Below are 12,515 nucleotides of genomic sequence, written 5' to 3'. Positions count from 1 at the left end.
TACACCACCAACTACTCCACCTGGAAATTCGTTTTAGTCTTTTTAAACAAAAATGTATTTATGACAGTAAACAAACGGACAAGCATCTTTTAATTGTTTTATCAGAATGTAACATTTCATAATAAAGGAGTGGAATAAATAATATGCCTTATCAATATCAACGTACTCCCTTTAACACATCACAGCCAGTCTATGTCGTGGGTACTGAGTGTAGCGAAAATCATAAAGGCGCCAGAGATATAGGATTTTCCGGTATCAAATGGCAAGTGATGCAAGTAAGTAATGGGGTAATAACAGGCTTTGTTGGCAATGGCACACCTGTTTATGCTGTAGAGTCGGGCACAGTAGTATATGTCAACCGAAACACTACGTGTTGGGATAATACTAATCAACCATCATTATGTCCGGAAGCTCATGGTGTAGCAATTAAAGGTAGTGATGGGTACTACACTTTGTATGCTCATGTTTATCCTGCTGGTTATTTAGTAAAGGGTTCCACAGTCCAAGCAGGAGATTTCCTTGGAAACGTGGATAATTCAGGAAATACAACAGGACCCCACGTTCATTTTGCACGTTTTGCCCCTAATTCAGATGATAATAATTTTGCACAGAATTGGACTTGTGATTGGACCATGAATGGTCTTATTCCTTCTAATACAAATGGTTGGATTCAATCAAATGGGCAATGGTACTATTTTGTTAATGGAAAACCTTGGTTGGGCTGGGTACAACTTGGATCCAGTTGGTATGAATTCGATATTAATACCGGTGCTTTTACAGGTTGGGCATGGTCCCAAGGAACCTGGTATTTTTGGAATGGATCATGGTGGCGCTGGAATGGCACTTCATGGGTATCCGGGGCACCACCAGCGTAGCTTGAGCCTATCTGTATAGCAGTAGTAAAATGGCATACAGTACAAAAATAGGTTTCTATCAATTCGGTTTTAATTATATCCTAACTACCGAAAATGATAAGTTATGTGAATAGCAAACCCCTTTCGTAATAAATGGAGGGGTTTGCTAGAGGTATTTAATTACATATAGGTATCGTTACATCGCAATATAAAGCTAAGATTTTTAAAGAGTAGTACTATAAGTGCCTCCAAGATTTAGAGATTCGCCCTAGAGTTTTTGCACCAGAACCGTATTTACTATCTTAACGTTTTTGCTCTTGTATCTATCTAGCAATAAAAAAGTCCCCAATCTAACTTAGGGACTTTTTTGATATATTTACAGTTTTCTTGTCCTGATGAACATTTGAAATATTTTTGGTCATCAAACTGACTATTACTAAAACTACAATATTCACAAATAAAGCGATAATTCCTTCATTTAAATCTTTAATTACCTGAGGAAAATTAGGAAATATTTTTCCAATACTAAGGTTTCCTAAGTCCATAATTGAGACTAACAATCCACCTGTAATAATCCCAGCAAACGCCCCTTGTTTAGTCACAAAGTTCTTTCTCATCAAACTCGCAAAAAAAGCTGGAGCGAGTTGTGTAATGAAATTATAAGCAATTAGAGCTAGACTAAACAGGGTATTCCCTCCTTTAAAGGTCAAGTAAATTCCTACAAGAGAAATAAACGGAACTAAGTATTTTACCAATTTGCCAAGCTGCTTTTCCGTTACAGAAGGATTACATACTTGATATATATTTTTGGCAAGCAATGTTGATATTGCTATTAATAATAATGAACTTGGAACTAGTGCCGCTAACACTCCCGCTCCGCCAATTACCCCTACAAACCACGGATTAAAAGCTTGTTTAGACAGTTGCAGCAAAATAGAATCAATATCACTACCGTTTAATCCTGGCATCCGTAAGATTGCAGCAAATCCAACGAAAAAGGCAAATAGTAAAATTAATTGGTACATCGGCATTAAAATTGCATTTTTTCGTAATGCTTTTTCACTTGATGCAGCAAAAATGGGGGAAAAACCATGTGGCCACATATAAAATCCAATAGAACTTAATATTACTGTCGATATATACCATGATATACTCATTCCCTGTTCAGGTAGTATGGTAAAGTTCGGTTTTACTTTTTCAATTGCCTCATACATAGGTTGAATCCCGCCATAATAATGAATAGGAAATTAAAGTCCTAAAAATACGACAATCCCAAGAATTAGAATATCCTTTAGAATCGATGTTTGCGCAGAGCCATGAATACCGGAAACCATTACAAAAATAGTTACACCTATCGCTCCTAACCAAATGGCTGTTGTAGAAGATATGGCACCGTAAGATGTTGCAGAAACGATATATCCTAGTCCCTTCAATTGCAGTACTAAATAGCATGTACAGGCTATTACACCAATAACTGCAACAAGTACCCCAAGATAAGGACTTTGATATTTTTTCACAAAAAAGTCCGACTGTGAAACTAACTTATGTTTCTTTGCATACCTCCAAATAACAGGAAAGGTCCAGTAGGAGATTACCGTTGCTAAACACCCATATGTTATGATACTAAAAATAGATCCCCCCTCTCCATAAGCTGAACCACTTGCTCCTAAAAAGGTAAAGGTAGTATACATTTCGCCTGCAGACAGAAGGAAGATCAACAGGGCTCCCATTCCACGACCCCCAACCGACCATTGCTCTAAATCCATTTCTTGTCCTTTTTTAGCACGAATACTAATCAAAATAGGGATGACGAAAAAACATAAAATGAATAACACGGCAATATTCATTTTGAATCCCCTTTCTGATTAACAGGATCTATTCTATAAATAATCGCTAAGATAGCTGTGGTTATAAGTGACCAGAGTACAATCCAAAAGTGGAAGAATGGCATTCCAAAAACATAAGGACTCACCTTATTTGTAAATAAAGCCCCTACAATAAATCCTAAAAATGGAATAATGCTAAGCCAATGTATGATTTTCATACTATTATCCCCCTAATACGTTAGGTTTAACATCTTGTGAGTACCGTGCACAAATAACTGTACTCCATATTGTAAAGCTTGTTCATCAATAGTAAATTTGGGATGATGGTGAGGATAGATAATTCCTTTTTCTTCATTACGAGCCCCTATGAAAATATAGGATGCTGGAGTCATATGTTGATAGGCAGAGAAATCTTCACTCCCCATAATTGGTTTTAAAATCTCTCGATTGTTTTCACTAAATATTTCACACACTGTCTCATCCATCAATCTTGTTATTTCTTCATCATTTATAGTCGGAGCATAGCCAAAATGATAATTGAATTCATATGTAGCTCCATGCGCTTCTGTAATTCCTTTTACTATTCGCTCAATAAAAGTTGGAACCTTTTCCCTCAGTTCTGGATTAAAGCTTCTAACAGATCCCCCTATACTTATCTTATCTGGGATAACATTAATCGCACCTCCCGCATTAAACTGAGTCACTGAAATTACAAGCGTTTCCTGAGCATCTCGATATCTTGAAACAATGTGTTGGAGATTAGTAACAATCTGAGTTCCAATTACAATGGGGTCAATCGTTAATTCAGGTTGCGATGCGTGTCCTCCTTCACCTAACACCGTAATATTAAAAGTATCTGCTCCAGCCATCATTGGACCGTAACTCAAGCCAATCTTCCCCAAAGGAAGCGCCGACGAAAGATGACTTCCAATAATCATATCTACTCCATTTAGCACACCAGCTTGCACTAGTTCTTGAGCACCACCAGGTGGGAGTTCTTCAGCGTGTTGAAATATAAAACGCACCTCCCCTTTAATTTGATTTTTTAATTGTGTAAGAACCCATGCCGTACCCAGTAGTATTGCCGTATGTCCATCATGTCCACAAGCATGCATTACGCCTATCTTCTGTGACACAAAATCAAAATCATTCTCCTCCACAATTGGAAGCGCATCCATATCTGCTCGTAATGCAATTACCTTTCCTGGTTGATTACCAATTAAGCGGGCCATAACACTTGTTTTTGTCGGGCGCGTAATTTCTAAATTACCAAAAGTTTGTAGCGTTTCAAAAACAAATTGTGCAGTATTTTCTTCTTGAAATGATAGTTCAGGGTATTTGTGTAAATGTCTCCTCCATCTAACAACTTCGCCTTGAATATTTTCAATTAAATTATGAATTCCTGCTATTTGAGACATGTATTTCAGCTCCTTTTCAATATAAATTTCATTAGAAATTTTATTTTCGGTTCATTTAAGGAAAAAATTCCTTAAATTAAGTATATTAGTTATTTTTATAAATTTCAATATTTTCAGACAAATAAATCTTATATTCATTACAAAACAAATAAGCACCCCTAATGGATGCTTATAACAATCGATAAATTTTACTTGGTCTTCCACGTGTAGCATATGTCTCTTGACCAATACATTGTGCCAATTCAACCTCGCACATATCCGTAACAATACGTCTCACATTCCGTTCTGTCATCTCAAGATGTGTCGCTAATTCCTTTGTTGTGAAGCAATTCCATTTCATTTTATCTATAAGAGCCGATATTTTTTTATACGTTTTCACACTGATATTCCCTTTTTTTAATTTCTCTAAAAGGACTTCACTTTGGGTACGAATTGTAAAACTTAATTCTTTTTTATCACCCGGCGATTCAACAATTTTACCATCATCTTGAACAATTACAATCCCACGCTTCTTCATTCCCTTAGAATGCTGAATTGCACGAAAAGCATTAATTTCTGCCGAATATGCAGTCTCACCAAAGCCAATTCCCACGGCAACAGTTGTATCTGCTTCAAACGCTAATCTCTGAACAGCATCTTGCAGCATCTGTATTTCTCTTTCAATTGCACCACGAGAGCTAAAAATCATATATCTACCGTTTCCCTTATCTGAAAAAGACCCGTTAATTGTTTCACCAAGCTGAATCAATATTTCTTTCAATCTAATCTCCAAATATTGCAAATGATATGGAGTCTTCATTTCCTCCGCAACTTTATTAAAATACTCAATTTCAATGATTTCGACACCAATTTGTGCATCTTTAAAATAGGAGGCTTTTACTTTCTCAGAAAGTATTCTAAGCGTCTGTCGAATTTCCATCTTACTCATCGACATCTTGTAAGATGGGATTCCATGCTCTCTTAGAGAATCACATACTGATGGGAAACAAGTTAAGGCTCCTGATGTTTTACCTTTTTCCCATAAATCCATATGAAAATTCAATAATTCCTCCATATCAATATCCAAATCAAATACTTTCGTATAAATCTGTGGTTTCTTTATATGTAACTGTGATAAAGCTTCTTCACTAATATTATTTAAAGACATAGTATCGATACTTAGTTTCTCAATAATTCTCCCTTGTTCATAGATCATCTCTAATAGAGATTTATACAAACCTGATTCTGTTGCAGGAACATAAACCATTATTTTATCGGTGCCTATATATTTTTTTGCAATTTCATAGGGAAGTGGCCCTGAAAAAAGCCATGCATGGACATGGGGAGCGTGTTCAATTACAATTTTCTCAATCTCCTCTATTTTTTCATAAGTATAAGGGATAAATTCCAAATCATGTTTGAATTCTTCTACCATGCTTAAAATTTGATCTATAGAACTTTTTAGACCGACTAATCCGATTTTATACATACTATATTCACTGCCTTTACAATATACTCTTGTAGGCTATACCTCACATTTTATAAGATACATATAGTATACTAAAAAACCTAGACTTACGCTTGCCAAACATTCATCTCTCACCTGAAGTTCCTGTTTTATACCTTCACATTTCCCAATAGAGAATCCTTTCTCAAAAGTATTTTTTAGGACTTCAGATATACCTTTTGCATAATCTGGCATACAAGCACATGCATTTCATCTAACTTTTTCCAAAAACCTTCAACATCAGCTGTGCATTTACCCCGAGCTATACATGAGATAAAAAGGTGAAAGAAATTAATCTATTAATCTCCTTTCGCCTTCTCTCTTACTCTCTAACAATACCCAATTCTGGTTCAAAAATAAGCCCAAAGAATTAAATAATTCCTTGGGCTTATTTTTAGATTTAGGAAGTTACAATTCTTTCTTCCTCTTAGTAATTTCACAGAACATGAACATCGACATGTATAGCGACAGACACTTTTCCAAATCCACAAAATTTCAAAGCCTTCGTCATAGCTCACGTATAGTAACAGGCATTGAAACCATTCATTATTGATGACTGCAAAAAATTTTCTTTCTCAACCATAAATCTTTTATATTTCAATTAACTTTGCAACAGAAGTTTATAATGCATATCGAATTATTGATTCACAGCTTTGACTACAAGTGCTGCGTATGCTTCTGCACCTACTTTGGTTAAATGCACACCATCAGGCGCAAAGTAGTCTTTCTCTCCAGCACTTGCTGCATACCAATCGACTAGAGTTACATTTGGATATTTAGATACCGTCACTTTCAATCTCTCATTCACGATTGATTCCCACGGACGTGGTACCCTCGTATTAATAAATATCATTTTACGTTCATTTCCAATTAATTCTATTAATGATACAAGTTGCTCCGTAGTAAAGGCTCCATTTGTACCTAACCCAATAATGACATAGTTTCCTAAATTCCCTTCATTCTTTAACTGTTCAACTACAGGAATCGCTTTTGACAGCTGGCGACCAACCTGTGCATCAATCCTAATATCAGGAAAAGTATTTTTTAAATATGGAGCAATATCAATCATAACGGAATCGCCTATCGCTGTAATATTGGGAGAATTTTTAGGTTGCGCAGAATCTACTTCTTTTGATTCTTCTTGATTCTTGGGCGTCTCTTGAGTTGGATTTTCCCAAACTGCAACTGGATGTTTCGCCGGTTGTGTTTGTACTACTTCTCCCTTATCTAGTTGAGGATTCTCCTTAGCCTTACTAGCGTTTGATAACCCAAAGACGGCTATCGACGAAACGAATACTGCACAAATTAAAGCTAACTTAACACCTAAAGCGACATTTTGAAATCTTAAATTCTTAAACTGAATATTTCGGAGCGCACCTTGTCGAATTGGCTTTTCTATATACTTCCATGAAACTTGCGCAATCATTATAATTAGAAGAAATTGAAGAATTGCTCTTATTAGTGAAAAATCTCCAACATTTACTTTTGGAGTCGTCAATGTAAGAATCGGATAATGCCAAAGGTATATGCCATACGACCTTATTCCTATCCAACGTAAAGGTCTAAATCGTAAAAATTGAGCAATACGGCTCGCTGGATGAGCAAGATTTGCCACTAACAATGCTGTTGCAATTGATAAGAGAACCATTCCGCCCTTGTATAGAAACGGATCATATTGATTCGTCTTCCAAAACATAAGCAAAATGATAATAAGAGCAGTTCCTCCCACTACGTCAAGAATGAGACGCGCCTTTGGAATAATTTTATTTGCAAGCCTATTGCTTGGCCAAATTAAGGCAAGTGCCGCTCCAATAAGTAAAGAAAAGGCCCTCGTATCTGTGCCATAATAAATTCTGCTCGGATCAGCCCCAGGTTCATACAAAATTGCCATCGCTAAAGCTGAAGCAACAGCTCCCAGACAAATCAATAAAATCATACGGGACTGTTTTTTTATGTAGTAAAGTCCTAAACTAATGATAAACGGCCAAACAACATAGAATTGTTCCTCAACTGCTAAAGACCAAAAATGATTCAATGGAGAAAGCTGGTTAAAATTATCAAAGTACGATAATTTATGATAAATATACCACCAGTTACTAACATAAAGTAACGCTGCTAATGAATCTCCACGCATTTTTTCAAGTAAAGAGCTATGAAAAATCGTAATCCATGCCAACGTTATAACGAGCATAACAAGCATTCCAGGAAGTAATCTCCTTGCCCTACTAAGCCAGAATTTTTTTAAATCAATTCTCTTATTTCTCTTCCACTCCATCGCTAGAATATCTGTAATTAAATAACCTGAAAGTACAAAAAATACAGTAACTCCCAAAAACCCTCCAGGCATCCAATTAAAATTAATATGATACAAAATAACACCTAGTATAGCTAGGCCCCTTAGACTGTCCAATCCAACCATATAACGACTATTTTTTTCAAAAGGTTTAGTCACCCTACAATCACCTCTATTTCTTGGAAATTAGGTTACTAATAGCGGTATAAAATGCTATTAATTTCCTAAAATCGTATAAACTAGGCTATAAAAAAACACCATATAGAACCAAGTTTATCTTATCTAGACTATAATAGCTTAGTCGCTCATAACAAGAGAGGATAGCATTTATATTTTGCTTATTTATTTTACCACTTGAACAGATACTGGTTTCCAGCCCTGATTCTCTACCCAATCAATATCAACCTTATATTTTTTATTACTTTGCTTATCTCGTACATTACCGTAGGCTTTATTATTACCATTATTCCCAATAAAATCAAAAATCAATTGATTCTCTGGAACATCAACAGCATAAGAAATTGCTTTTTTCATCTCATTCCAATCTACTGTTCCTTCTTTAAATTGCATTGCAGGTTTTGCTCCTTGCTCTGTACCAATTGCCTTCCAAGAAGAATTAGTTTGAGAACCCTTTTCTTGAGATATCGTTTTTTCTCCCTCTTTATTTTCATTTTCGTTCGTTTTTACAGGTTCTTCTACTTTTTGTTCCGCTTCTAAATGTGCTGTTTCTTTATCTTTGTTTTTCTTTTCTTCTATCTTTACTGCTTCTTTATCTTCGTTCTTCTTTTCTTCTACCTTTGCCGCTTCTTTATCTTCGTTTTTCTTTTCTTCTACCGTTGCCGCTTCTTTATCTTCGTTTTTCTTTTCTTCTACCTTTGCTGCTTCTTTATCTTCGTTTTTCTTTTCTTCTATCTTTGTTGCTACTTTATCTTCATTTTTCTTTTCTTCTATCTTTGTTACTTTCTTTTCTTGAGCAATTGCTTTCTTTGATGTATCAGAAGTGAAAAACAACTGATACGTCACTATGCCAACTGTTACTATTACCACACTAAATGCGATATTAAATATCCCCTTATTACGACGATTTTGTTGTTTTGCTTGAAACCTGCTTCCTTGTCCCATTTTTCAAACCTCCGTGTTTATTTTTCCCACTAATCTCTACGTATTCTTCCTAAGAATCTTAATATTTTTATTAAATAATAAAAATATTAAGGTTTGTGCGTTTTCAAGTATCTGATATATGTTATTCAAAAATAGTTTAATAAATTAAAGATTAATAAGTGTCTGTACTTAAGTATACTTATTAACAAATAAGCCTCTTCTTCACCGATTTATAATTTTTAAAATCAACTGCCCTCTTTAGTTTGCGCTTTCTAATGGATATGCCGTGAAATCAAAAGAGATTTCATCTTCTTTTCAGAATAACTTTCGTCACTAGGGCATTCTATTATTCCTAATCTAACCTTTAATTCGCTTTCATGACAAAACGATTCTTTATAAAGTCCCCTTATCTTTTGTATAAAGCGCTTTTATTTTTTCAACATAGAGCAATATTTCTTTGTTTATAACCTTCTTAAAAACTTCTTCTCTACTGTAAAAGTCTTTTAAACTATACAATCCATATCATTTAATATGTAACGTTTCTATTAATTCCACCCCGTTTTTCAGACAATAACGTTATTTCTGAATATTTAATTTATTATGAATACACATTCCTACTTACTTGAATTATAAATTGCGCTTATCTATAATACATTTTATTATTAATAACTTCAATAATGAATATGTACATATTTCTTTTTATAACTCAATTCCTTCGAATCGTACTTTTCTAGGGTTTGCTACAATTCATTTTGTTCATATGGAATATGTTTATCTGTCTGTACATCTTCAACATTTTCTCCACCTGCTAATAATCTCCTGTACTTAAAAGAGTGCCCTGTTAATAATGGTTTAATCATTTTGTATGGCCCCCCTTTTGTTTGATTACTCGTATCATAAAACAAGTATCTGAAGTTGATATATAGTCTACTTTACTGATAAAACTAACAAATATAAAAGGAAACCTGCATGTTCATTATAGGAATCTTTAAGTTTCATATACATTCATACAAATTTATTAATATGTAATATTACATATTAGGAGTTTCCTGTATCTTCATGATATTGATGTATTTATAATACTTATATCTTCATATTTAGAAAGGAATAAAAAATGAAAAAAATCACATCAACACTATGTATAGCTGGAATGACTTTAACTATTTTAGGAGTAGCTCCTCAAAGTAGTTTTGCTCATCTCGATCAAATTGATTTAACTGAGAATGATCCTATTACCGCTCGATGGTCTGCAGAAGCTCCGTATCATTCTGATAAAAGTACACATTTATGGATTGCAACACAAGCTATTGAAATTATGAAAACAGAATCTAATGTTGAAGCAAATAAGCAGGCTGTGGATTTCTTAAATTATCCGCAATATAAAGATCTATTTTCTAAAGGATTATATGATGCAGATTATAATGCAGAATTTAACGATGGCGGAACGGGAATAGGCGGCGTTTTTAAAGGTGGATGGAAATCCCATTTTTATGATCCTGATACTAAAGAAAATTATAGAGGAGAAACAGATCCAACCGCTCTTACACAAGGCAAGAAATACTTTTATGAATCTGGAGAACATTTACGAAATAAAGACTATGAAAAAGCTTTCTATTACTTAGGGGTAGCCACGCACTACTTTACAGATGCGACACAGCCTATGCATGCAGCAAATTTTACCGCAATTGATACGAGAGCTATAAAATATCATAGCTATTTTGAAAATTATGTTACAACCATTCAAGATCAATTTGCAGTCACTACTGGAGGGAATTATAGCGACTCTCTATCTACACCTGAAGAATGGATTGATTATGCAGCTCGAGTAGCTAAACCTGAAATTCAAAATATCGCTAATGATAAAACATTTGAGTATTACAATAGAGGTAAAGCGCAATTGTGGCAAGAAATGGTTACCCCAGCTGTGCAGCGAAGCTTAGGAGAATCTCAGCGTAATACAGCAGGTTTCCTAAATCTTTGGTTTAAAACGTTTACTAAAAATGTACAAGCTCCAAGTTTAGAAACTGCACAAATCTATGATATAGCAGGAAATGTTATAGAAACAGGGAAAAACTATTATATCGTACCAAGTGAATCTCCTTTTCAAGGTCTAACGTTTGAATGGTATATAGCAAATCGTTACGATTATGTTTTACTTGCAAATAATAAGAACAATGCTTTATCTGGTACACCTATAGAATTTGTATTTTACAAAGATAATGATGCAAAGCTACACCACGGTGAAAGCGTATACCTTCGCATGAAGCATTCTAATTATGATCAATATCAATATTTAAATTGGTCGAAATATTCTAGTTGGGTTCACCTTGCTGAGAAATCTGATAGTTTAGCAGACTTTAAAATTCAAATTAACTCGGATAACCCTACAGAATATAATATTTTTACAGATGGTTATCCATTAAATTATGAGAATATAAATGCAGAGAAAAGTTGGATTGTACTAGGGGAAAAAACACAAAAACCTAGCTCATGGAAGTTTGTACCTTTCAGATAACCTAAACACACTCGTTCCTAATCAGAACGAGTGTGTTTTTTGTTTTAAGGTATTTGCTTTTCTTAAGGTAAATAAGGATCAAGGTTTAAGAATTAGCTAGTAATTGTTGAAGTCTATTGTACGTTGAAAAGGCGGAGTCTCTTTGAAGAATTCACCTTTGTTTATATAGAGCATGAATAGTCTCGATACCTTTTATCGTACGTGAATCATGGCGAAGATTTTAAAATCCTGCAGATTTGGCAAAACGTTTCTTGACATGCCTATAATTCTGGTCAATAAGATGGCTAAAATTTTTGATTCTACAATGGATTGTAGTTTGATAAACCAAGAGACCCTTTAGAATAGAAATCACTTTTGACACAAAATAATGACTTTATATGGTGTAGTTTGAGCTGGTATACTCATTGTCTTGAACTACCCCCACTTTCACTTCGTTTAGAAGTGGGGGATTCCTAAGTAAAGAGTTCTATCGAACTCTAATTTATTAGGCTATCTCCACAGTCCTTGCGGTTAGAAGCCTTATCGCTTCATTCTTTAGATTGATACTTGCGTTAATATCCCTATCATGGTGTGTAAGGCAAGAAGGGCAGTCCCATTTACGTAGGTTTAGATTTTTAACGTCTTTGTTTTGATATCCACAACAAGAACATAATTGGCTTGAAGCAAATGTTTTCGATACGACAATGATTTGTTTGCCGTACCATTTTGCCTTATATTCCAACATAGTTCGAAATTGCGACCATGATACCTCACTAATTGCTTTTGCTAACTTATGATTCTTTAACATATTCGATACTTGCAAATCCTCTATACCAATAACATCGTGGTTTTTGATGATTTCAGTCGAGATTTTGTCCAAGTAATCTTTTCTAGCATTTGCCATGTATTCATGAATTCTAGCTACTTTTACTCGTTGTTTATTCCAGCGAGAAGACCCTCTCATTCTTCTAGAAAGAACACGCTGTGCTTTTGCCAATTTCTCTTCTAATGATCGAAAAAACTTCGGATTTTTATAGGTTGTT

General features: G+C 34.6%; 8 protein-coding genes and 4 pseudogenes. 2 read left to right on the top strand and 10 right to left on the bottom strand.

The genetic code is table 11. The annotated features are described in order from the left end of the window. The first annotated feature begins 143 nt into the window (after window positions 1–143). Window positions 144–875 carry a M23 family metallopeptidase gene (locus ACYVEC_RS22585; RefSeq protein WP_063223341.1) on the top strand — a complete coding sequence of 244 codons (732 nt, stop codon included), beginning with the start codon at window positions 144–146 and terminating at the stop codon, window positions 873–875. Between the two features lie 329 nt (window positions 876–1,204). Here the strand turns inward: ACYVEC_RS22585 and ACYVEC_RS22580 are convergent. The 8 genes and pseudogenes from ACYVEC_RS22580 to ACYVEC_RS22545 form a co-directional block, all read right to left on the bottom strand. Beyond that, window positions 1,205–2,701: pseudogene (locus tag ACYVEC_RS22580) on the bottom strand (sodium:solute symporter family protein). Continuing rightward, complete coding sequence (locus tag ACYVEC_RS22575; RefSeq protein ID WP_098556515.1) at window positions 2,698–2,898, bottom strand: DUF3311 domain-containing protein; 201 nt, start codon at window positions 2,896–2,898, stop codon at window positions 2,698–2,700. The pseudogene ACYVEC_RS22580 and the gene ACYVEC_RS22575 overlap by 4 nt, the downstream one beginning before the upstream one ends. 12 nt (window positions 2,899–2,910) lie before the next feature. Continuing rightward, window positions 2,911–4,098: an amidohydrolase gene (locus tag ACYVEC_RS22570; protein ID WP_098556513.1), complete on the bottom strand. Its 1,188-nt coding sequence runs from the start codon at window positions 4,096–4,098 to the stop codon at window positions 2,911–2,913. 169 nt (window positions 4,099–4,267) lie between these two features. After that, on the bottom strand, window positions 4,268–5,566 hold the full coding sequence (locus ACYVEC_RS22565) for a hypothetical protein (protein WP_098556511.1): 1,299 nt from the start codon (window positions 5,564–5,566) through the stop codon (window positions 4,268–4,270). A 655-nt stretch (window positions 5,567–6,221) separates the two neighbouring features. Next, complete coding sequence (locus tag ACYVEC_RS22560; protein WP_098556509.1) at window positions 6,222–8,036, bottom strand: acyltransferase family protein; 1,815 nt, start codon at window positions 8,034–8,036, stop codon at window positions 6,222–6,224. A 183-nt stretch (window positions 8,037–8,219) separates the two neighbouring features. Next, the gene (locus ACYVEC_RS22555; RefSeq protein ID WP_098556507.1) at window positions 8,220–8,999 is read right to left on the bottom strand and encodes a YrrS family protein; all 780 of its coding nucleotides are present in this window, start codon (window positions 8,997–8,999) and stop codon (window positions 8,220–8,222) included. 260 nt (window positions 9,000–9,259) lie between these two features. Continuing rightward, window positions 9,260–9,494: pseudogene (locus ACYVEC_RS22550) on the bottom strand (sodium:proton symporter); the annotation flags it as partial. A gap of 227 nt (window positions 9,495–9,721) precedes the next feature. Continuing rightward, window positions 9,722–9,838, bottom strand: a pseudogene (locus tag ACYVEC_RS22545) (histidine kinase); the annotation flags it as partial. A 254-nt stretch (window positions 9,839–10,092) separates the two neighbouring features. On the opposite strand from ACYVEC_RS22545, the gene ACYVEC_RS22540 reads away from it, so the two are divergent. Continuing rightward, window positions 10,093–11,493 (top strand): zinc dependent phospholipase C family protein, encoded by a 1,401-nt coding sequence (locus ACYVEC_RS22540; protein WP_098556505.1) that lies wholly within the window; start codon window positions 10,093–10,095, stop codon window positions 11,491–11,493. 154 nt (window positions 11,494–11,647) lie between these two features. Here ACYVEC_RS22540 and ACYVEC_RS22535 read toward each other — a convergent pair. Both ACYVEC_RS22535 and ACYVEC_RS22530 read right to left on the bottom strand, forming a co-directional pair. Next, window positions 11,648–11,815, bottom strand: a pseudogene (locus ACYVEC_RS22535) (IS6 family transposase); the annotation flags it as partial. 162 nt (window positions 11,816–11,977) lie between these two features. Beyond that, on the bottom strand, window positions 11,978–12,515 hold a 538-nt coding region (locus tag ACYVEC_RS22530), incomplete at its 5' end, for an RNA-guided endonuclease TnpB family protein (protein ID WP_460508402.1).

This window comes from Bacillus sp. MN7755 (assembly GCF_054771475.1).
The sequence above is the reverse complement of the archived record's forward strand: the minus strand, read 5'-3'. Positions and strand labels throughout refer to the sequence as shown.

Coding starts and splice junctions, on each gene's coding strand:
- ACYVEC_RS22575 (WP_098556515.1), bottom strand. CDS start 2,898: ATGAAAATCATACATTGGCTTAGCATTATTCCATTTTTAGGATTTATT.
- ACYVEC_RS22565 (WP_098556511.1), bottom strand. CDS start 5,566: ATGTATAAAATCGGATTAGTCGGTCTAAAAAGTTCTATAGATCAAATT.
- ACYVEC_RS22540 (WP_098556505.1), top strand. CDS start 10,093: ATGAAAAAAATCACATCAACACTATGTATAGCTGGAATGACTTTAACT.
- ACYVEC_RS22570 (WP_098556513.1), bottom strand. CDS start 4,098: ATGTCTCAAATAGCAGGAATTCATAATTTAATTGAAAATATTCAAGGC.
- ACYVEC_RS22585 (WP_063223341.1), top strand. CDS start 144: ATGCCTTATCAATATCAACGTACTCCCTTTAACACATCACAGCCAGTC.
- ACYVEC_RS22555 (WP_098556507.1), bottom strand. CDS start 8,999: ATGGGACAAGGAAGCAGGTTTCAAGCAAAACAACAAAATCGTCGTAAT.